General features: G+C 35.0%; 21 protein-coding genes. 7 read left to right on the top strand and 14 right to left on the bottom strand.

Annotated features, from left to right (window positions below; all coding sequences use genetic code 11):
• Window positions 1-415 precede the first annotated feature (415 nt).
• Window positions 416-1,252, top strand: coding sequence for a M48 family metallopeptidase (locus ACE1OF_RS16060; protein ID WP_448895661.1), 837 nt, complete (start codon window positions 416-418; stop codon window positions 1,250-1,252).
• A gap of 115 nt (window positions 1,253-1,367) precedes the next feature.
• Here ACE1OF_RS16060 and pdxH read toward each other — a convergent pair whose 3' ends face one another.
• Entirely contained in the window at window positions 1,368-2,021 is a 654-nt protein-coding gene (pdxH, locus tag ACE1OF_RS16065) for a pyridoxamine 5'-phosphate oxidase (protein WP_448895662.1), read from the bottom strand.
• A 166-nt stretch (window positions 2,022-2,187) separates the two neighbouring features.
• The gene (locus tag ACE1OF_RS16070; protein ID WP_448895663.1) at window positions 2,188-2,391 is read right to left on the bottom strand and encodes a PA3496 family putative envelope integrity protein; all 204 of its coding nucleotides are present in this window, start codon (window positions 2,389-2,391) and stop codon (window positions 2,188-2,190) included.
• A 162-nt stretch (window positions 2,392-2,553) separates the two neighbouring features.
• Between ACE1OF_RS16070 and ACE1OF_RS16075 the strand changes: the two genes are divergently transcribed.
• Complete coding sequence (locus ACE1OF_RS16075) at window positions 2,554-4,707, top strand: GNAT family N-acetyltransferase (RefSeq protein WP_448895664.1); 2,154 nt, start codon at window positions 2,554-2,556, stop codon at window positions 4,705-4,707.
• Here the strand turns inward: ACE1OF_RS16075 and ACE1OF_RS16080 are convergent.
• On the bottom strand, window positions 4,704-4,919 hold the full coding sequence (locus ACE1OF_RS16080) for a hypothetical protein (RefSeq protein WP_448895665.1): 216 nt from the start codon (window positions 4,917-4,919) through the stop codon (window positions 4,704-4,706). The two genes, ACE1OF_RS16075 and ACE1OF_RS16080, sit on opposite strands and share 4 nt — an antisense overlap.
• Window positions 4,910-5,122 (bottom strand): hypothetical protein, encoded by a 213-nt coding sequence (locus ACE1OF_RS16085; RefSeq protein ID WP_448895666.1) that lies wholly within the window; start codon window positions 5,120-5,122, stop codon window positions 4,910-4,912. The genes ACE1OF_RS16080 and ACE1OF_RS16085 overlap by 10 nt, the downstream gene beginning before the upstream one ends.
• Before the next feature lie 157 nt (window positions 5,123-5,279).
• Here ACE1OF_RS16085 and ACE1OF_RS16090 point away from each other — a divergent pair, with 157 nt between their 5' ends.
• Both ACE1OF_RS16090 and ACE1OF_RS16095 read left to right on the top strand, forming a co-directional pair.
• Entirely contained in the window at window positions 5,280-6,167 is an 888-nt protein-coding gene (locus ACE1OF_RS16090) for an ABC transporter ATP-binding protein (protein WP_448895667.1), read from the top strand.
• Window positions 6,168-6,175: 8 nt separating this feature from the next.
• On the top strand, window positions 6,176-7,204 hold the full coding sequence (locus ACE1OF_RS16095; RefSeq protein ID WP_448895668.1) for an ABC transporter permease: 1,029 nt from the start codon (window positions 6,176-6,178) through the stop codon (window positions 7,202-7,204).
• A gap of 469 nt (window positions 7,205-7,673) precedes the next feature.
• Here the strand turns inward: ACE1OF_RS16095 and ACE1OF_RS16100 are convergent, their stop codons facing one another.
• From ACE1OF_RS16100 to ACE1OF_RS16130, 7 genes are all read right to left on the bottom strand, one after another.
• The gene (locus ACE1OF_RS16100) at window positions 7,674-8,456 is read right to left on the bottom strand and encodes a DUF481 domain-containing protein (protein ID WP_448895669.1); all 783 of its coding nucleotides are present in this window, start codon (window positions 8,454-8,456) and stop codon (window positions 7,674-7,676) included.
• Window positions 8,457-8,583: 127 nt separating this feature from the next.
• Window positions 8,584-9,468, bottom strand: a complete 885-nt coding sequence (locus tag ACE1OF_RS16105; RefSeq protein ID WP_448895670.1) for a DUF481 domain-containing protein — start codon at window positions 9,466-9,468, stop codon at window positions 8,584-8,586.
• A 228-nt stretch (window positions 9,469-9,696) separates the two neighbouring features.
• Entirely contained in the window at window positions 9,697-10,761 is a 1,065-nt protein-coding gene (gene fba, locus ACE1OF_RS16110; RefSeq protein WP_448895671.1) for a class II fructose-bisphosphate aldolase, read from the bottom strand.
• Window positions 10,762-11,035: 274 nt separating this feature from the next.
• Window positions 11,036-11,935: a fructose bisphosphate aldolase gene (locus ACE1OF_RS16115; RefSeq protein ID WP_448895672.1), complete on the bottom strand. Its 900-nt coding sequence runs from the start codon at window positions 11,933-11,935 to the stop codon at window positions 11,036-11,038.
• A 186-nt stretch (window positions 11,936-12,121) separates the two neighbouring features.
• Window positions 12,122-13,300 (bottom strand): phosphoglycerate kinase, encoded by a 1,179-nt coding sequence (locus tag ACE1OF_RS16120; protein WP_448895673.1) that lies wholly within the window; start codon window positions 13,298-13,300, stop codon window positions 12,122-12,124.
• Window positions 13,301-13,341: 41 nt separating this feature from the next.
• Window positions 13,342-14,265 carry a recombination-associated protein RdgC gene (gene rdgC / locus ACE1OF_RS16125; protein ID WP_448895674.1) on the bottom strand — a complete coding sequence of 308 codons (924 nt, stop codon included), beginning with the start codon at window positions 14,263-14,265 and terminating at the stop codon, window positions 13,342-13,344.
• 173 nt (window positions 14,266-14,438) lie between these two features.
• Window positions 14,439-16,184, bottom strand: a complete 1,746-nt coding sequence (locus tag ACE1OF_RS16130) for an ATP-binding protein (protein WP_448895675.1) — start codon at window positions 16,182-16,184, stop codon at window positions 14,439-14,441.
• Window positions 16,185-16,530: 346 nt separating this feature from the next.
• Between ACE1OF_RS16130 and ACE1OF_RS16135 the strand changes: the two genes are divergently transcribed.
• From ACE1OF_RS16135 to phoR, 3 genes are all read left to right on the top strand, one after another.
• Window positions 16,531-17,484, top strand: a complete 954-nt coding sequence (locus tag ACE1OF_RS16135; RefSeq protein ID WP_448895676.1) for a porin — start codon at window positions 16,531-16,533, stop codon at window positions 17,482-17,484.
• Window positions 17,485-17,658: 174 nt separating this feature from the next.
• Entirely contained in the window at window positions 17,659-18,366 is a 708-nt protein-coding gene (phoB, locus tag ACE1OF_RS16140; RefSeq protein ID WP_448895677.1) for a phosphate regulon transcriptional regulator PhoB, read from the top strand.
• 42 nt (window positions 18,367-18,408) lie between these two features.
• On the top strand, window positions 18,409-19,449 hold the full coding sequence (gene phoR / locus ACE1OF_RS16145; protein WP_448895678.1) for a phosphate regulon sensor histidine kinase PhoR: 1,041 nt from the start codon (window positions 18,409-18,411) through the stop codon (window positions 19,447-19,449).
• 30 nt (window positions 19,450-19,479) lie between these two features.
• Here the strand turns inward: phoR and ACE1OF_RS16150 are convergent, their stop codons facing one another.
• From ACE1OF_RS16150 to ettA, 3 genes are all read right to left on the bottom strand, one after another.
• Window positions 19,480-19,980 (bottom strand): glycine cleavage system protein R, encoded by a 501-nt coding sequence (locus ACE1OF_RS16150; protein WP_448895679.1) that lies wholly within the window; start codon window positions 19,978-19,980, stop codon window positions 19,480-19,482.
• A gap of 39 nt (window positions 19,981-20,019) precedes the next feature.
• Window positions 20,020-20,382 carry a PilZ domain-containing protein gene (locus ACE1OF_RS16155; RefSeq protein ID WP_448895680.1) on the bottom strand — a complete coding sequence of 121 codons (363 nt, stop codon included), beginning with the start codon at window positions 20,380-20,382 and terminating at the stop codon, window positions 20,020-20,022.
• A gap of 166 nt (window positions 20,383-20,548) precedes the next feature.
• Window positions 20,549-22,222 (bottom strand): energy-dependent translational throttle protein EttA, encoded by a 1,674-nt coding sequence (ettA, locus tag ACE1OF_RS16160; RefSeq protein ID WP_448895681.1) that lies wholly within the window; start codon window positions 22,220-22,222, stop codon window positions 20,549-20,551.
• Window positions 22,223-22,336: the final 114 nt, after the last annotated feature.

A 22,336-nucleotide genomic window follows, 5' to 3' on the forward strand; every position in this document is an offset into this window, starting at 1 on the left:
TTTTTCCTTACTTCTGCGTTAAATTTACTTGCAATAGGCCAGCTATTGACGCGAAATTTGCCTTGAATTAAGAAAAACTATCAAGCTAGAGATATATCAAAAATAATTTTTACTGGTATTTCAATTTGTTAACTATCTCTTAGACCGAGTTCAGGTTATTTAAACGTTGAACATCAGCTCTTCGTAAACACATTGTATTCTATAAAGTTTTAAATAAAACTAATAAGCTTATTAAAAGTTCTACACTATTACATTTTTTGTCTAGATAATATCGGTAAATATACGTATTTTTTCTACGTGTTTACCCTTAGTTTTTTATTTTGTTTCTTTTAGGTTGAACTGATTATTTTTTGCGTCTTGGTATGGCTTAAGTATAATACAAAGTTCATTATCCCTTTGGCTTCTTCACTATATTATGAAAAACACTTCTATTATATGCATTGTGCTACTGTTTTTAACTGCTTGTTCTACTTCTTCTACAGGTCGCAAGCAAGTGTCACTTTATTCTGATGATGAACTAAATCATATGGGAATAACTTCATTTGAACAGATGAAAAAAGAAATTCCTATTAGTAAAGACAAAGCAACGAATGATTTTGTATTTTGTGTTGCGAAGGCTATTACAAGCAATGTGCCAGAATCTGCGCATCAAGGTGATTGGGAAGTGGTTGTTTTTGATTCTGAACAAGTTAATGCGTTTGCTTTACCAGGTGGTAAAATAGGGGTTTATACAGGCATTTTAAATGTTACCGAGAACCAAGACCAACTAGCGGCCATTATGGGGCATGAAGTAGGCCATGTGCTTGAGCATCATTCTAATGAACGATTATCGGCTGATAAGCTGTCAAATGTTGGGTTGGCCGTTGCAGCGTTAGCAATAGGCGCTAGCGAAGTAGAAAATAAAGGCCTTTGGGTTGCGGGCTTAGGCATAGGCGTTCAATATGGTTTGATTATGCCTTATAGCCGTTCTCATGAAAGCGAAGCAGATATTGTTGGTCAAGATTTAATGGCTCATTCTGGATTTGATCCACAAGCCAGTGTTCAACTATGGCAAAACATGGCTAAGTTGAGCGAAACTTCGCCACCTGAATTTATGTCTACACATCCCTCAAATGAAACACGTATTAAACAGCTAAATAATCACTTGACTGTATCTCAACCCTATTATTTGACTACAAAACAAAGAGGCAGTCCCCCCCAGTGTGTAAAGCCGAAAGTGATTCCTAAACCGCCAGTAAAAACTAGCAAGTAATATTTTTTACCCTATACCCAAACCACCTCAATATGCAGAATTCAGCTGGAATTAGAAGCGAGCATCTTGAGGTGGTTTGGGTATATACAACACGTATTCATCGCGTGTTTTTATGTTATGGATGTAATTTGAAGTTTGTCCATTGATTGTCTTGTTTTTCAAAACATACTCTATCGTGTAATCGGTTTGCTCTACCTTGCCAGAATTCGATATAGGTTGGTTTTACTCGCCACCCACCCCAAAAATCTGGATGAGGTACTTCGCCTTGGGCGTATTGTTGACTAAATTGTGCCATACGATCTTTTAATTCATTGTCGTGCAATAGCTTTTGGCTTTGTTTTGAGGCCCAAGCACCAATTTGGCTGCCTCGATCTCGACTATGAAAGTAATCAGCGGACTCTTGCTGACTTACTTTTTCAACAATACCTTCTATACGTATTTGTCTCTGCAGTACATTCCAATGAAACAGTAAAGCGACCTTGTTATTTTCTGATAATTCATGACTTTTACGACTACCATAGTTAGTGAAAAATACAAAACCTTGTTCATCAAAATGTTTTAGCAACACCATACGAGAACTTGGTTGCCCGTCAATGCTACAACTACTTACAGATACAGCCTCTGGTAGTAATATACCTGACTTGTTTGCCTCTTCAAACCATTGTTTAAATAAAGGGAATGGATTTGAGTGACTAGGGATTTTGGGTAGGGGTAATGCAACACCTTGACCAAAAGTTAGTAGGCATCGCAGTTTTTCAAATAAAGTCATAAGATTAATGCTGGAACAAAAAGGTATGTTATTTTAGCAGTATCTTAATTAAAGAAAAGTGATAGTTATTAGATATATGATATAAAAGTTACTCGCTATCACTTTATGTAGTTTTTATGAACGCTCAGTTAACCGAGCGTTCTAAATAGGGATAACTCAGAGAGTATTACCAGTCATTTTCATCGTCAAAAAGCTCTTTTAGTCTTTTCATCTCCATCAGTTCATCTATTCGTTTACGAGCAAGTATATTTTTTTGTGCTTGCTCCTTACTATTTTTTCCCGTTAATTCTAGCGACTCTAAATCGTCCTCTTGATCTTCCGTTTCATCTTCTTCATCAATGTCATCTAAAAAGTCATCATCATTTACCATTGTCTTACTCTTAAAAAATTATCTAATCGATATCAAGATAAGGAAGAAATAATACATTTTCAAACAATTTTCAACATTGTTTTTATTTTATTTTATTGGTGTAGGCTTGATAGCTTGATAAACTATTGTCTATAAAGAATTAATTTTTAGAACAACTTTGATATGCAAAATGAAGAATTTTATTTTTGGTTTACTCGTTACCAGCAACAAGCGCAAATATTAAACGAGCGACGTTTAATTGTGCTTGTTGGTGAAAATGTTTGGAGCACTACTTTATTAAAATCGATTGATACTGATGGTAGTCATCTTGAGAACGTAAATCGAAAAACTTGGTTGGTTTATGGGGAAAGTGAGTATTTAAAAGCTAATATTTCAAAACAACGTTTTCGAGACAAATTAGGTAGTGAAAGTCATTTTGTTGTTTTTCAAGATAAAAACTTGTCTATTGATGCTGTTGCAGGCTTATCAGGAACATTAGTGGCTGGTGGTGTTTTTTTTATGTTAATTGATGACTTATCTCAATTAACAGAAAGTCTTTTTTATCAACGTTTTTTTCAGCAACTAAGTGCTTTCTCACAACATGTTGTTATTAACCAAAGTAAGTTTACGCTACCTAACTTAACGGCTACTCGCACTCCTTCGCTACTCGCTAAATCTCAGGTGACGTTACCATATAACTGTTTAACTCAGGAGCAAGTTGTAGCCGTTGATGCGATAATTAAAGTCTTTAAGGGAAAAAGAAATAGACCACTTATTTTGACTGCTGATAGAGGGCGAGGAAAATCATCAGCATTGGCGATTGCGTGTGGGCATGTGTTAAATTCAGCTACAAAAGATAATATGCTAAGAATAGTCATTACGGCGATTGACCTAAGTTCATTATCAGTATTTTTTCGTCAGTTGGCGATTAGTTTGCCAGCAGGCAAATTTCAACGGAATAAGTTCACTGTTGATTACGGGGTAGTAGAATTTATTCCTATTGATCAATTGCTTAAAGTAAAGTTGGCGGCTAGCTTGGTGTTAGTAGATGAAGCCGCCGCTATGCCTATTTATTTGTTAGAAGCGTTGTTGGTTAATTATTCTCGATTAGTGTTTTCCAGTACTATTCATGGATATGAAGGGGCAGGGCGTGGTTTTACATTAAAATTTCAGAAAACCTTAGCCCAGAAATACCCTCAATGGCGAAACTTGCATTTAAATGAGCCTATTCGTTGGCGTATTAATGACCCACTTGAAGCGTTAGTGTTTGAATCTTGTTTGTTAAATGCTGAATTGCCAACATTGCCTGATAATGTGAAGCAACAACCCTCGTCAATATTATCATTTAAACATTTCAGTGCCACTGAACTAGCTCAAGATGAAGTATTATTGCAGCAAGTGATTGCCGTGTTGGTTACTGCACACTATCAAACTAAGCCAAGTGATGTAAGAATGTTATTAGATAATGAACAAATGCAACTTGTATGCTTATTAGCTCATGAGAATAAAAAACAATATGTTATTGCTGTAGCATTATTGATTAATGAAGGACGCATGAGTGATGATATTCTTGAAGCACAAACGATTAGTGCGGTGAGTTATGGGAAAAGACGTTTAAAAAATCATTTTGTTCCGCAATCTTTATTAACCCAGTGCGGTATCAAACAGGCTTTTGATTTTTATTATATGCGTGTGATGCGTATTGCTGTTCATCCTCAATTACAGCAGCAAGGTATTGGCACTAAATTTTTAAATAAAATGATAAAATTTTCAGTAGATCAAGGAGCAGATTTTATAGCATCAAGTTTTGGAGCAACGCAAGTATTACTCTCGTTTTGGTTAAAAAATGATTTTCAAATAGCACGTATAGGGTTTAGTAAAGATAAAGCTAGTGGTGAGCAATCGGCGTTGGTGCTAAAAGCACTTTCAAGTTCAGGCCAAACAGCGCTAACAGACATTAATGCAGAATTTTACCGAAGCTTTGACTATTTACTGGTAGAAGAATATAAAGGGTTAGCGGCGGAATTAGTACAACTCATTTTACAACATTGTCCATTAGAAGCATGTACAGCATTAAGTGTACGTGATCACGCGAATGTTGAGGCATTTTCACTAGGTTACAGGCAGTATTCAAGTTGCGTATTTAGCTTGCATTTATGGTTAAAATACCAATTGAGTAGCTTAAAAGTATCGAAACAATTAAATCTATCAGTTTTAATCAGCCGTATTATACAAAAACATACTATTACTGAGGTGTGTAATATGTATGGCCTTACCGGAAAAAAAGAGCTGGAAGCAGTGCTAAGTTCAAAAATAAGCCAATTGTTAACGTCTTAATGTTTAGCTTGCCATCGCCAAAACTTTTTCATTACTAAATAATCACAGCGTTTTTCACCACAAAAGTTCATATCATCATGGTGCAATAGTCGCCCTAAATAGTAATTAATAATTTTGGCTAATCCAGAAGACGGGTTTTCTTTATAGGTGGTAATTAAAATGATTAACCAATTTTCAAGCTGTAAAAACTCAGAAGAAGCTTTTAGGCACATAAATATGTCTCCGAATGGTTGATATTATTTGTGCTTGTTACTAATAATATTTGCCAAAGTACACGTTTAGCTGTTGCGTTTAAACATTTACAATCACCACCATGAAGCACGCCAGATTGAAGCAATTGTTTAAGAATAGTGCTTGGTAATTCAAGTTGAACCATTGATGTATCTCTAGTAGAACTAGGTATTTTAGTTTTCATGAACTTTTCTCCTTAAAAGTATTTATTCATTCTGTATAAAATAAATCATCAACCAAATAAATGCAAATGATAATTATTATTATTTGTGGAAATGTAATGTTTTTTTATTTAAGTAAAGTACAATGTCGGAAAGTCGGTCTATTAGGATTGTTAATACATGAGTATTGCCATTTGTGTTAATACGTTAATCAAACAATATAAAGACGTTATTGCGGTTAATAATATTAGCTTTAATGTTAATCAAGGGCACTGTTTTGGGCTTCTAGGCCCTAATGGTGCAGGTAAAACAACAACTATTGAGATTATGGAAGGAATCATTAAAGCGAGCTCTGGTTCTGTGGTATATCAACATAATAATAAAGAAGTAGACCACAATATATCTCAGCAAATAGGTATTCAATTTCAGCATACTGCTTTACAAGATTTTTTAACGGTTAAAGAAACACTAAATTTATTTGCTTCATTTTATCAAGAAACTTTGCCGCAAGAGCAGCTGATAGAGCTTTGTGATTTGAGTAGTTTTTTAGATCGAGATAATCGTTTATTATCTGGTGGACAAAGACAACGGTTATTACTGGCTTTAGCCTTAATTAATAACCCTGAAATAATCTTTTTAGATGAGCCTACAACAGGTTTAGATCCTCATGCTAGACGTAATTTTTGGCAATTAATTAAAAATATAAAAGCTCAAAACAAAACCATTGTTCTCACAACACATTATATGGATGAAGCAGAACAGCTTTGTGATGATATTGTTATTATGGATCAAGGGAAAGTAATTGAATCGGGCACTCCACATGAGTTATTGAGTAAACATTTTAAAAATGTTTTTATATATTTACCAGTACAACAAGTTCCCTCTAAACTAGTTGAGGAAAATCAATGGCAAGTATTGTCAAATAGAGTAGAAATTACCACAAATAATGTTGAGAAAACACTAGCGATGTTAATGGAAAATAAGGTTTCATTAGAAGGTTTACATGTGAAATCAGCCAATTTAGATGACTTGTTTTTACATTTAACAGGGCACTCGTTAAGAGAATAATTAAATATATGAATATTAAACGTTTCTTTGCCGTGTTTAAGGCGCGCAATATAGAGTTTTTTCGTGATAAATCTTCTTTAGGTTGGAATTTATTTTTTCCAGTGCTTTTACTTATTGGTTTTTCATTTATATTTTCTGGTGACGGTAGGTCGGCATATAAAGTAGGCATTATTAATGATTCTGCTAATAATATACAGCAACCAGCTGATGACAAAAATCATTTTGAAAGCACCCGTTTTATTGATTTTATTTATTATGAAAAAGAAACGGTAGCTAAGAATAAATTGAGCAGACATACTATTGATTTAGTGATAGCCCCAACTAACAAAGAGTACTGGGTTAATAATGAATCTTCTAAAAGTTATTTAGTGGAAAAGGTATTCAGTAGGCAACTTGAAAACTTCACGCGTTTGGAAACATCAGGCAGAAAAATACGTTATGTTGATTGGGTTTTACCGGGAATTTTAGGCATGAATATGATGTTTAGTTGCCTATTTGGTGTTGGCTACGTTATTGTTCGTTATCGGAAAAATTCGGTGCTAAAGCGTTTAAAGGCAACACCTTTATCAGCATTTGAGTTTGTTTCTGCTCAATTATTATCTCGGCTATTTATAGTGATGTTTTTGTCATCAGTTGTGTACTTTGGCTGTAATATACTCTTTGATTTTTTTATGCTTGGCAGTTACTTTGATTTAATAGTTATTGGTATGTTAGGTGCTTTTTGTTTGATTAGTTTAGGTTTGTTAGTGGCAAGTAGAAGCAAAAGCGAAGAACTTATTGGTGGTTTGCTAAACTTAACTTCTTGGCCAATGATGATGCTTTCAGGGGTTTGGTTCAGCCTTGAAGGTGCGCCAGGGGCATTAAAAACGTTTGCCGATTTTTTACCATTAACGCATTTGGTTGCAGGAGCGCGAGAGATTATTATAGAAGGGGCTACGCTAGGTGACATTAGTTATCATGTGATAAGTTTACTCGTAATGAGTGTGGTATTTTTATCATTAGGTGCTTACTTCTTTAGTTGGAATACTGACCGATAACTCATCTAATTTATAAGCTCTACAATTAGTGCACTATGTACTTATACTCATTTATGTATATAATAATGCACATCATGTTTGGCTCACTATGTATGCTATAATTTTAGGTTTTTACTGAGTTGAACTTTTTAGAATTAACAATAAGTAACAATAGTTAGCGACGTGAATTCAACATTCACGACTTATAAGCAACAATAATAGGAATTTATCCATGGAATGGCTAAATAGTTTTTTTAGAGAGGATACGTACTCTGTAGTAATACTTATAATCATTATTATAAGTATTTTCATTTATGCTGTATGTAGAGCGCATATAAAGCATATAAAAAGGCTAAAAAAAATAGAGGATTGCTATATTATTGAGCAGAATAACACTAAACATGATAATTAAATAAGTTTGATTTATTACCATGTTTAGTGCTGTGTTAAGGTCATTTTATATAAATTGAACCTTCGCTAAAAGTCTAAACTAGAAGTTGTATATTAACGTCATTGAGGTTTCTGTGTTGGTATTTTCATACTCAGGCTCAACTTCAGTATCATAATTAATTCGTAGCGCAAATTTTAATTGTAATGCGTCAATTAACTGAGCAGTAACAGAAGTTTCAGATTTATAAATACTATTTTCACCTGATTCAGTCGCTTGCTTTGCAACAAAATATTGTTTGAATTGAACATGCTCATTGAATTTGTGCGTATAAACAGCTTGTGCTTGTATGATTAAATTAGAACTGCTTTCTGAAGCTCTAGTCTCTGTTGCACGTGTTACATCGTGAGTAACACCAGGGCCTATATCAGCAAAAAATGATGAGTTTTCAGTTTCATGCCAGTTGCGACCCCAACCAGCTGAGAATGAACTTTGCGATTCAAAACCACCAAACTTATCTTGCTCATGGGCTAGGTTAGCATAAAGGTAATTTTTCTTTTCTTCGCCTATAGTGTAGTTAGTTTGAGCGAGTACATCCCATTTATTATCAGTGGTTTCAAATTCGTCATTGCCATCATCATCTTTTTTTTCCAACTTTTTCGCTAAAATGTTAAAAGAAACATCTGAGCGCCATTTATCTTTTTGATGTTTTAAGTTAAAGCCTGCTTTAACGTCAGCACTTTTAGTGTTTCCCGTTTTATAAAGAAAACCTAATTCGGCAGAGGCCGTATAGGTAGGTTTTGCTTTCGCAGCTTCTTCTGCCGTTACTGTATGTGATATTAATGGTAGTACACATAAGGTTGGAATGATTAATTTAGGATTCATGATTTTCCTTTTCATTGTTAGTCATGTAGGTATAAATTTATGTTATAAATATTAAGTGATACAATAGGCGAGCATTATAACTGATATTATATTTAATAATAAACTGTTTGCTAAAACAGATACAGGCTTAAAAGCTATATACTATGGTTACTGCTGTTTGAGTATCTAGTTTCTCTTTGTCTACATCAACTTTGCTGTTGTAGTCTAAAGTAAAATTGAATTTGAGCTGCAGTGTGGAAATGAGCTTTGTGGTGATTGTTGAAACAGCCTTATAAATGCTATTTTCATTGGTATCAAGAGCTTGCTTAGCACTAAGGTATTGTTTCAACTCAATATGTTCACCTAGTTTTCTAATGTATAATGCTTGCATTTGCAGCATCCAGGTGTCAGCTTTTCTATAAGGTTTTGTTTCTGTTTCTTTAATTAAATCTCGTTTATAACCTGGTCCAACATCACCCCAAAGTGATGCCCTATTAGTTTTATACCAATGACGTCCCCAGCCAGTAGAAAGTGAAGCTTGGTTTTTAAAACCACTGAATTCATTTTCCTCAAACCAAGCATTACCATAAATATAATTTTTTTCTTTATTGTCTAGATTATAGTTCGTTTGAGAGGATAATGTCCACTTTTGATCTGTTTTTTTAAAATGAGTATTACCGTCTTCATCAGTAATATCTGCTTTTTTAAGCAGTAAATCGATATTTAATAAACTTAACCACGAATGCTTTTCAAAACGAAAATCGAGACTGGTTTTTATGTCTCCGCTGTTAGTATTCCCCGTTTTATAAAGAAAACCTAGCTCAGCAGAACCTGACATCATTGGTGGTGTGCTAATTTTCGAAGTTTTAGGTGTACTTTCTAGGCTTAATATAATATCAGCCGCTGTTGCGTTTGCCACTTGTGGCTTTTCACTGTTTACCGTTTTTGGGTTAGCAGGTTGCTCATACTTATCTTGCGCACAAACATTAATAGATAAAAGGAATAAAGGGATAATAATAGATGAGCGAATCATTTTAGTCTCAATTTCTGGACACTATAGTTTTGTGTTAAGGGTTTAAAGAGTTTAGAGCAAAAGAAAAGTAGATTTATACGTAAGCGTACTAAAGGAGAAAAACACTAGAGCTATATATCAACTTTAAAAATAGCTATTATAAAGAATTTTTTAGTATTTTAAAGTAAGTTTAGAATATTAAAGAAAAAAGGGCCATAGGCCCTTTATTTTATTAAGTAACATCTGTATTTATTTAATTAATGCATTTAGTTTACCTGCTTGATAGAGGTCAAACATGGTATCAAGGCTTATCGGCTTTATTTTACTAGCATTACCCGCTGTATTGAACGCTTCATAGCGAGCAACACAAATATCAGACATTGCTTTGGTTGTTTCACTTAAAAATTTACGAGGATCAAACTCACTTGGATTTTGTGCTAAAAAGCGTCTTGTTGCGCCTGTTGATGCTAATCGTAGATCGGTATCAATATTGACTTTACGTACGCCATTTTTAATACCTTCTTGAATTTGTGCAACTGGAACACCATAAGTTTCAGGAATATTACCGCCATACTCATTAATAATAGCTAGCCATTCTTGTGGAACAGATGATGAACCATGCATAACTAAATGGGTATTAGGAATGCGAGCATGAATAGCTTTGATGCGGTCAATAGCTAGAATGTCATCTGTAGGTGGACGAGTAAATTTATAAGCGCCGTGCGAGGTACCGCAGGCTATTGCCAAAGCATCTACTTGAGTTTTTTTAACAAAATCAGCAGCTTCTTCTGGATCAGTTAACATTTGCTCTACAGATAATTTACCCACTGCACCAATACCGTCTTCTTCACCTGCTTCACCTGTTTCTAATGAGCCTAAACAACCTAACTCCCCTTCAACAGATACACCACAAGCATGTGCCATTTCAACAGTTCTGCGCGTTACATCTACATTATACTCATAGCTACTAGGTGTTTTACCATCATCCATTAATGAGCCATCCATCATTACTGATGAGAAGCCTAATTGAATTGAACGTTGGCATACACTGGGTGATGTACCGTGGTCTTGGTGCATTACCACTGGAATATGAGGAAACTCTTCAATGGCGGCTAAAATTAAATGCCGTAAAAAAGGTGCACCAGCATATTTACGAGCGCCAGCAGAGCCTTGAAGAATAACAGGACTGTCAGTTTTGTCTGCGGCAATCATAATTGCGCGCACTTGCTCTAAATTATTTACATTAAACGCAGGGATGCCATAGTCGAACTCTGCTGCATGGTCTAGCATTTGACGCATCGAAATTAAAGCCATTGGGTACTCCTAAATTCGCCAGTTAATTTTTGTTGGGGAGGTATAAATCTTAAGTTAATGCGGAAATTATAACAGGGTTTAAGTCGTTCAGGCAGTAAAAGTTACGGTTTTGCTAGTTTGATGTTAAATGTTATTGTTTTGTATTAAAATTACATTAAAACTATTCAAAAAAGGTTAAAAAAAGACGATTTTAACGATATATTGATGTAAATGTTGGAAAGTTAACCACACTAATAAGTGTGGTTAGAGTGAGAAAAACAAGCGTTAACTTAAACTAAGTCTTTGATGCGTTAAAAATACTTTCAATAGCCATATCTAACATGTTTGTGAATTCTGCATCGGATTGTTTAGCGCTTAACCCTTGTGTTAATGCACGAGAAAAACTAGCTATCATATTGTGGTTAGCAGCAACCTTTTTATTGGCTTGTTCTCTAGTATAACCGCCTGATAATGCGACTACTTTAATAACATTTTTATGATTAATACATTCAGCATAATAATTATCTGCCTCAGGTAAAGTCAGTTTTAACATGACTTTTTGATCATTGGTTAAGTTGTTTAGTGCTTTTAACAAAGCTGATTTAAGTAACGCTTCTGCAGCAGATTTCTCAGGACTGTTAATATCAATCTCAGGCTCAATTATTGGTGTTAATCCTTTGGCCAATATCTGTTTTGCAACAGTGAATTGTTGCGTAACAATATCATCTATTCCTTTAGCGTTGGCTAATTTGATAACAGAACGCATTTTTGTACCAAACACGTCTTGATCAACCGCTTTATCAAGGAGTGAATCTAACGCTGGTATTTCTTTCATTAATTGCACGTCGTTTTTTTCATCACAAAGTCCCTTATCTACTTTAAGAAAGGGTACTATGCGTTTTTCTTGCCAAAGGTATTGTGCAGCTGGTTTACCTAAAAATTCTCTATCCAAGGTATTTTCAAATAATATAGCGCCAAGCACGCGTTCACCTGTGAATATAGGATTAGTTACAATACGCGCACGCATTTGATGTACCAAATCATACATTTGTTCATCATTTGAAAATTCAGTATTTTCTATGCCATATAATGCTAGTGCTTTTGGTGTACTGCCACCACTTTGATCAAGTGCTGCAATAAATCCTTGTTCCGTCATCACTTTTTTAAGCATTGATGCTATTGAGTTTGAAGACATGTGGTTCTCCTTAGGTTTAAGCTTGTTTATTTATATGTTTGGTTAATTTAGCGGCGCATTTTATTTTAATTCTATAAACTAAAGAGTTAACGTTAGGTTAAAGAAGCTTTAGTGTCAGAGTTTCAAGCACAATACATTGGGCAGTTGCGTATTTGTACTCACTTGAAACGTTTCATTTGGCCTTGATTACTGTGCTTTCGCTCTTTGTTCTAGTATGGCAACTGCGGGTAATTTTTTACCTTCCAAAAACTCCAAAAAGGCACCGCCACCAGTAGAGATATAAGATACTTTATCTTTTATGTTATATTTATCAACAGCAGCTAAGGTATCACCACCACCTGCTATTGAAAAAGCGTCACTGTCAGCAATAGCGTTTGAAATGACTTCAGTGCCTTTAGCGAAAGCATCCATTTCAAAAACACCCACAGGGCCATTCCATAAAATAGTGCCTGCTGTTTTGATTATATCTGCCACTTTTGCTGCTGTTTTTGGACCATAATCAATTATGTTGTCTTCTTCGCTTACTTCTGACGAGGTTTTTATTTGTGTCGTAGAATTATGTTTCCAGTCACTGAATGCATCAAGGGTAACTGTTACATCGTCAGCAAAGATAACGTGTGTTTGTTTACATAAACGTTGTGCTTCTGGAATTAAATCTTTTTCATATAATGACTTGCCTACTTCATTCCCGGCAGCTGCAACAAAAGTATTTGAAATTCCGCCGCCTACAACGATGGTGTCGGCGATTTTGGATAATGAATCTAACACGGTTAATTTAGTAGACACTTTTGAACCACCAACGATTGCAACTAATGGGCGAGCAGGGTTGTCTAATGCTTTACCTAATGCTTCTAGCTCGCTTACCAGTAGTGGACCTGCACATGCTGTAGGTGCGAATTTGGCAACGCCATGAGTGCTTGCTTGTGCGCGATGAGCGGTACCGAAAGCGTCCATTACAAACACATCACAAAGATTTGCAAGTTGCTTGGCTAACACGTCATCATCTTTCTTTTCGCCTTGATTAAAACGAACATTTTCAAAAACAACTAGCTCACCAGCTGCCATGTCAACACCTGTTAAATAGTCTTTCACTAAACGAACGGGGTAATTAAGGGCGCCTGCTAAATAGTCAGCAACAGGTTTAAGCGAATATTCTTCACAATATTCACCTTCAGTTGGGCGACCAAGGTGTGACATTATCATCACTTTAGCACCAGCTTCTAGTGCTTGTTTTATTGTAGGTAATGCCGCTTGCAATCTAGCGTCTGAGGTGATTTTACCTTCTTGAATAGGTACATTTAAATCTTCACGAATTAAAACTCGTTTATCTGCTAGTGCTAAATCAGACATTTTAATAATGGTCATTTTTACTCCAAATAAATAATAAATTTAGTGACTTAAACGAGTTAGTCGTTTTCTAATAAGTCAGTTGTTTTTAGTGAGAACTCGTTAAGTAAATCGTGAATAAACCGATTTAACTCACCTGCCATTAATGCAAAATCGGCATCTAGTTTTGCAACAATATCGTCACTGTTTATATCGTCATTTTGCTCTTGAATAACATCAAAGAACTTAATGCGTTTGATAGATAAATCATCACAGAGCATGAAAGATAATGATTCATCCCATTCTAATGCAACTTTTACCATATATTTGTCAGCATCTAAATGAGATTTAATTTCATCGCTTTCTAGGTCTTGATTCTTAACGCGGATCACGGCGCCATCATCGCCTACTGCGTTAAACTCTGCCTCCATACCCAATTGAAACTTGGCTCCTAAATCTTTTTTAACCAACCAATCGGTCATGATTTCATCTGCCTGTACGTCGGGCTCTAAGCTCGTTACAGGTAATGTGCCTAATACTTTGCGAAGCAATGCAAGCAGATCTTCAGCTTTACCACGTGCACTGGCATTTATTACAATAATGTTATCTTTAGGGCTGATATAGGCATGTGTATCTGAAATACGAGAAAAAGCACGAGGTAGTAGTTCAAAAATAATATCTTCTTTAAATTGTTCTTTTTCTTTTTTTGTTGCACCGCGACCTTGCTCTTGTTCAAGCAAGTTCACTTTTTCTTCTATCATATCTTTGATAACAGGTGCGGGTAATATTTTTTCTTCTTTTCTTGCACAAATTAAAAAGTTGCCATTTGCACTATGAACACTACTGTGCCCATGTTTTCCTAAAGCATTTACCCAGCCAAAATGTGCTAGCTCTGTAGAGCCACAGGGGGTGAACAGATGCTCGTTGAGGTGCTTTTCTAAATCTTCCTCTGAATGTTCGAATGGTCGAGTAAAAGCAAAAAAGTATAGGTTTTTAAACCACATAAACAGGATCCTAGCGTGAATACTCACATAGTTAATAAGCACAGTGAGGCTTACTTTCAAAAAGGCTATATTACCTTAAAAAAACAAGGTGATCATTAGCATTCATTAAAACTTAATTTTTAAATAGTATTAAAACGATCACTTTAATCTATATATGCTTACACAAGATTATTTTAGGATCGCATATCAGGTAATTCAATATGATAATTTAATCCTTTACCTAGCTCGCTGTGCGCGGTAATAGTGCCATTTAACGTGTCTATAACAAGGTTTTTGATAATATGCGTGCCTAAACCTGTGCCCCCCTTATTTGATTTTGTTGTATAAAACGCATCAAATAATTGCTTACGGGCTTCTTCAGAAATTCCTTGACCATTATCGGCATAGTCAATAATTAGCCAGTTGTGATGAAAGGCTACATCAATAGTTATTTTTCCGTTATCGATGTGTTCAAAACCATGAATAATGGAGTTAACAATTAAGTTGATAATAATTTGGGCTATAGCTCCTGGGTGGCTATAAATTTCAATGTTTTCATCACAATGCACGTTAATTATGTGGTTGGTTTTACGTAATTTGGGATGTATTGAATGTATTATTTCGTTTAAGTACTTTGAAATACTGATGATACGAATTTTATCACTCGTTTGATCCACAGCAATTTGTTTGAAACTGGTAAGTAATTCCGATGTTCTTTGAAGGTTATTTATTAGTAACACGGTGCTTTTGTTGGCATTTTCAATAAAAGTTTCAATTGATTTTTTAGATAATTTGTTTTGTGATAGCGTTTCTTGTAAATGTGTTATTTGCTCTAATAAATAGGTTGATGAGGTGATACTAATACCTACAGGAGTGGCCAACTCATGTGATACTTCGGCGGAAAGTGCACCGAGTGATGCCATTTTCTCTGCTTCTAAAAGTCGCTCTTTGGCTTTATTTAATTCAGTTATAGAATGAATTAAATCTTTATTGGTTGTTATCAGTGTTTTTTCTGTTTTACTGCGGCGAATATTTTCTTCTTGTAAATTTTTCTTTTGCTCTTGAAGTTCTTTTTGTTGAACTTCCATTTTCAGCATAGTGCTGCTCAACGAGGATGTTTTTCTGGCTACTTCTTGTTCTAGCAATAGATTGTGCTCGTCAATTTGTTCTTTAGCTCTATCGGTTTCTATTAGCGATATAGCTAATTTTTCTTTGAATTCAATTAATTCATTAATTAAATTGTTATAGGCATCTTCAAGGATATTGAGCTCATTTTTTTCATAATTCATGCAGTGAATTTTTGAGGCTTCGGGATCATCTAAATCAATTTGTCTAATTTGTTGGGTCAATTCATTCAGTGGTGTTGTGAGTAACTTATTAAAAGCCAAAGAAAACAAAAAAACTAAAAAAGCTGTTTTAACAATAGCATTACCAATAAGAAAATAGATGCCTACTTTAATTCGACTAAAGATTACTTCATTGCTTGATAATAAGGTGACTCGACCAACAGATGTTGTTCTACCAGAGAATTCAAAGATGAGAGGGAAGGAGTGGCCAAATAAATCTCCTGATATAGAACTAATACCTTTTAATTCTTCGTTCAGATTTTTAGTACTTATTTTCAGTTTTTCAGGAGAAATTACTTTTCCTAGTTGCGTGATGATATTATTTGCTTCGTCTGTCACTGTAATGCCTTTGATCATCGGTATTGCTACAAGACCTTCTGAAATATCAATAGCTTGTTGAGTGTTAAGCTCCCATACTGCGCGTGTTAAACTACCGCTAATAGTTTTTTCTAAGGTGAGCAGCTCACTGTTGATATGGTTTTTTGTATTAAAATATTCGGCGATAATTTGAATGCCAGTAACGCCCACCGTTAAAATAAAATAAAATGAAAGTACTCTAGTCAGTAGTTTTCGTGAAATGCTTTTTACTTTCATATGATTAAATTCGTTATGAGTAGTTGCTGTTGCTATGATGATTCTAACTACTTTTGATAAAAGGATAAATATTTTTCAATATTGCGAATAGATTAAATAAAAAAGGATTCGATAATTTTGTATCCTTTGAAATAAATATTTAATAAAAACGTAACAATATTGCGATTTTAATACCATACTTGAAATAAATATTTAATGAAGCAGTAATAATTCTGTCGTTTTATTGCTGTATTCATCTGGTTTTGTCATATTTGTGTAATATAGTCGCTTTAGCATACTCGGCAAATAATTTACTATTTGTCATAAAGGCACATAATAAATTTTAATTATAAAAAAGGTTTAAAACATGAAACATATAAAAGCCGTATTGGCATTAACTATAGCTGCTACTTTGAGCCAATCAACAATCGCAGCAAATATTGATATATATGGCAGAGCGGATGTCTCACTGCAATCATCAGATGAAGGTGATGGTCGTTTTAGTGAAGTAAAAAGCAATTCCTCGCGTATTGGCTTTAAAGGTAATCACGCACTAAATGATGAGTTAACAATAGTATATCAAGCTGAATTTGAAGTGGATATTGACGGTGATAGTGATGATGCAGTTAAAGGTAGAAACCAATTTATTGGCTTAAAAGGTGCTTTTGGTGAAGTATTGTTAGGTCAAAATGATTCTATACTCAAACAATCTCAAGGTAAGGCTGATTTATTTAGTGATTTGAATGGTGATATTAAAGTTCTTTGGGTAGGAGAAAATCGTCTAAGTGATAGTGTTACTTATAAATCACCTGTCATTAATGGGTTTCAATTAGGCGCCACGTACGTGGCTGAGGAAGAAGTCGATAGTAAAGATGCACTTTCTCTAGCCGTTTTTTATGGTGATAAAAAACTTAAAAAATCAGATTTTTTTGCTTCAGTTGCAATGGACTCTGAAGTGAAGGGCAAGTCGAGTGATGGTACCGCGAATGGTTATTTTGATACCATAAGAGCGACAGTACAAGGTAAAGTTTCGGGTGTTACTTTAGGTTTAATGCTACAAAATCAAGAAAATATAGACACAGGAGCTGAAATGGATGGTGTTTTGATTTCAGCAAAATATAAACTTGGTGCAACCACGTTTAAAGGTCAGTATCAAATTGCAGATCATAAAGACGATGAAAAAAATACAGGGTTCACAGCTGGTGTAGATTATAAATTAGCAGCGAGTACTAAGTTATATGCGTTTTATACTTCTTTTGATATTAAAACAGTAAACAGAGATGAAGATTATTTAGCTGTAGGTATTCAGTATAATTTTTAATTACCTCTTTCTCTTTTAAATAAAAAACCGCAACGCGGTTTTTTATTTAAAGAGATATTTAGTCAATTCATTATTATTTTTTTTATAAAAAGTAATGTCATAAAAGTGTAATTTTTGTTGCGCATAATGGCGGCATTGAGATTATATGAAACATATCTATTTAAAGGCGTATTTATGAGCGGTTACATTTTAGTTGTTGAAGATGAAACTCCAATCAGGGAAATGATTACTTTTGTATTAGAGCAAAATGGCTTTAATTCTGTTGAAGCTGTCGATATTAAAGAAGCCAAGGAAAAGATTATTGAACCTTACCCTGATTTGATTTTGCTTGATTGGATGTTGCCAGGTGGTAGTGGTGTTCAGTTGGCGAAAGAGTTAAAGCAAGGAGAATACAGTCGCAATATTCCTATCATTATGCTTACTGCGCGCGCTGATGAAGACGATAAAGTTAAAGGTCTTGATGCTGGTGTTGATGATTATGTTACTAAGCCCTTTTCTCCTAAAGAGTTAATTGCAAGAATTAAAGCGGTTATTCGTCGAGTATCACCAACCTTGTTAGCTGAGAAAGTAGAGTTTCATGGTTTAAAATTAGATCCTGTTTCTCATCATGTCACGATTAATGAAGAAGCATTGGATCTAGGCCCTACTGAATTTCGTTTGTTACACTTTTTTATGACTCATACCGAGCGAGTTTATTCAAGAGAACAATTACTTGATAATGTTTGGGGAACCAATGTTTATGTTGAAGATAGAACGGTTGACGTACATATTCGTCGATTAAGGAAAGCTATTTCAGGCTCAGGTCATGAAGACTTTATTCAAACAGTGCGTGGTGCAGGGTATCGTTTTTCGGGCAAAACAGTGCAAAAAGTTAGAAGCTAAAAATAACTGTACCCTTACTATTCAACACAAGTAAAAGCAATAATGAACTCTCTATCTAATACCCAAAATTGTCAAGATTTTCGTTTTCATTCGGGAATTGAAGCACTACCTGATGCGGCGTTAATTTTATCCACCGACTTATTGATTGTTTCTGGCAATAAAAAGGCACAACGTCTGTTAGGTGTGCGTTTTCCTGACGACATAGGTAAACATATTGAAGAATTACTGATTGATCCATTATTGTCTGAGTATTTAGCACAAGATAATTTTGAATCTCCTTGCTTAATTACTTCTCCCATTAATGACGAATTACAATTAGAAATCTCCGTTATGGCTTTTGGCGGAGAACGGGTAATACTAATGTCTCGAGCTATTGCTAAATATCATAGAATGAAAAAAATGCGTAGAGAGTTTGTTGCGAATGTTTCTCATGAACTAAAAACGCCACTGACAGTTGTACGAGGTTATGTGGAAATGATTCAAGAAACTGATCATGCTTTAGATCCTCAATGGCAGAAGATTTTTGGTACCATTGAAGGGCAAGTTTCTCGAATGGAGCGCTTGGTAGAGCAGTTGCTGAGTTTGTCTAAAGTAGAAAATAATCGTGACTACGATGATATGAAACCTGTAGATATGCCGTACTTGATTAAAAGCCTTGTAGAAGATGCAAAATGGCTGAATCAAGTTAAACAACATGAAATTTGTACTAATATTACGCAAGGTATTGGTGTTTTTGGTATTGATACAGAATTAAAAAGTGCGTGTGCTAATTTAATTTCTAATGCGATTGCTTATACTCCGCCACACGGGCTAATTGAAATTAATTGGCGAAAAAGAGGAGATAAAATTGTTTTTAGTGTTAAAGATAATGGCGATGGCATTAAACCTGAAAAATTGAATCGACTGACCGAGCGTTTTTATCGTATCGATAAGTCACGCTCGCGTGACACTGGTGGTTCAGGGCTTGGCTTAGCTATTGTAAAACACGTATTATTGCACCATAAAGCAGAATTAGTTATTACCAGTAATTGGGGCGAAGGCAGTGAATTTTCGATTTATTTTGACGAATATTTATTTTGCTAACCTTGCCCTTGTTTGGTAATTTAATGGTCATTACGCTCTAGCAATATCTACCATTAAATCATCGGCAATATGCTCTAAAGCATTGATTAGTTCATCAGCATCAGTTTCATTCATAGCTATTTGTACTTTAGCTTTAAACATTAATTGCCCTGTGTGTGGTGCGCTTGCTTGTGAGCTAACAACTTTAATTAAATTCCCACCTTGGCGATGAATTACAGACGATACTTCTTGTATTATGCCAGGTCTATCGTTGGCTGTTAATTCTAATACTAGCGTGGAATTAACTTTTTCTGATTTTTGTTGGGCTATTTCAATTTGGCAGTTTAAGGTATCGATACAATGTAGTGCTGAAACTAGCGCTTGGGTTTTTTCTTCACTCACCGCTACTTCTATAACCCCAGCAAAAAAACCTGATAAATGATGTAAACTGCTTACTTGCCAATTACCATTATGTTCGTTAATTATATTAGATAAAGTGTCAACAATGCCTTTTTTATCTGCACCAATGCAAGAAATTATAATATGATTCATAGGGATCCTTTATGCGGTTTTCTGAGAAGTTCAAGTGTTTTAATGCGTTCGAGAAAGTTGGTTAAGTTCTTTATCAAGTTGCTTGGTATTACCTAGGTTAAGCTCAACTAAACGACGCAAAAGAATAATGCTGTCTATATCTATGGCGTTGCATTGTAGGCCTGTTTCATTGTGTTGTTCATGGACAACGGTAATATTCATCGTAACTTTTGACTCATTATCTGCAAGACAAAATGTTAAATAGCCAAATCTGCCTTTTAACGAGATCTTAGAATCTATCGCACTCACCAATGCACCATTAAGCGATATGTCGTGAATCGATACAGGGTAAGTTTTATTTTCAATATTAAGCTCAGCTTTGCTTGAAAATAATATACGGGTAAATTGTCGTCTATTTTCCATCAAATAATTCATTTTTATAAACTATGGCTTTAGCATAGCTGTGTTTTAATAAAAAGGCACTTAAAAAAGATAAAACTATCTTTAAAGCGTTAAGCACCTTTCACTACAATACTTCAAAATCTTGCTTATAGCGTTTGAAGCGTATTGTTTTTCTTTACTGTTTATTTTAGCCTATTTTTTTATATTTAATTCGATGCGGTTCAATTGCTGCCGAACCTAATGTTTTTTTCAACCAAGCCTCGTAATCGCTAAAATTACCTTCAAAGAAATTTATTTGCCCTTCGTCTCGGTAGTCTAATATATGCGTAGCAATTCTGTCTAAAAACCAACGGTCATGAGAAATGACCATGGCGCAACCTGGAAATTCTAAAATAGCTTCTTCAAGTGCTCGTAAGGTTTCAACATCTAAGTCATTGGTTGGCTCATCGAGTAATAATAAATTACCGCCAGTTTTCACTAATTTAGCTAAATGAACTCGATTACGTTCGCCGCCTGATAAATCTTTAATGAGTTTTTGTTGATCATTGCCTTTGAAATTGAAACGAGAACAGTAAGCTCGGCTAGGTATTTGATAGGTGCCAATTTCTAAAATATCATGACCTTCAGATATTTCTTGGTAGACAGTGTTGTTTTCGCCCATGTTATCTCTAAATTGATCAACACTAGCAAGTTTTACAGTTTCTCCAATGTCAATGCTGCCTGAGTCTTGTTTTTCGATGCCAGACATCATTTTGAATAGTGTAGATTTACCCGCACCATTGGCACCAATAATGCCAACAATAGCACCTTTAGGGATGCTAAAACTTAAATTATCAATTAAAACACGGCCGTCGAAAGATTTTTTAAGATTATTTACGTCAAGTACTTTGTCACCTAAACGAGGTCCTGGGGGAATGTATAATTCATTCGTTTCATTACGTTTTTGATTTTCTTGGCTGTTTAATTCTTCAAAACGGGCCATACGTGCTTTGCTTTTTGCTTGGCGAGCTTTTGGGTTAGAACGAACCCACTCTAACTCTTGTTTAATGGTTTTCTGTAAGGCATTTTCACTTTTACTTTCTTGTGCTAAACGTGCGTCTTTTTGTTCAAGCCACGATGAATAATTACCTTCCCATGGAATACCTTCGCCTCTATCTAACTCTAAAATCCAACCTGCAACATTATCCAAGAAGTAGCGATCATGGGTAATGGCAACCACAGTTCCTGCATAATCATGTAAGAAGCGCTCTAACCAAGCCACAGATTCTGCATCTAAATGGTTTGTTGGCTCATCAAGTAATAACATATCAGGCTTTTGAAGTAACAGATGACATAACGCGACACGTCGTCGTTCACCACCACTGAGTACTGATATTTTTTGTTCCCAAGGCGGAAGACGTAAAGCATCCGCAGCGCGTTCAAGTACATTATCAATATTGTGTCCATCTTGGCTATTAATAATATCTTCTAGCTGACCTTGTTCTTTGGCAAGTGCATCAAAATCAGCACCTTCTTCAGCATATTCGTTATAAACTTCATCTAAACGCTTTAAAGCATTCTTAACTGTTGAAACCGCTTCTTCAACCACTTCGCGTACGGTTTTATTTTCATCTAGTTGAGGTTCTTGTGGTAAATAACCAATATTGGTGCCAGATAGCGCATTAGCTTCACCTTCAAAATCTTTGTCTATTCCAGCCATAATGCGTAACAGAGTTGATTTCCCTGAGCCATTTAAACCTAAAACACCAATTTTAGCCCCAGGAAAAAATGAAAGAGAGATGTTTTTTAAAATGGTACGCTTGGGTGGAACCACTTTGCTTACGCGGTTCATAGAAAAAATAAATTTGTCAGGGAGTGCCATGATAGTCCGTAGAAGTTGTGTGTTAAGTTGATTATTATTTTAAGTAACTACTTGAGTGTTAGCAATAGCTAGACGCTTTTGATTTTTTACTAGTCACTATTGTTTTTTGTGTTG

It is taken from the genome of Colwellia sp. E150_009 (assembly GCF_053543955.1).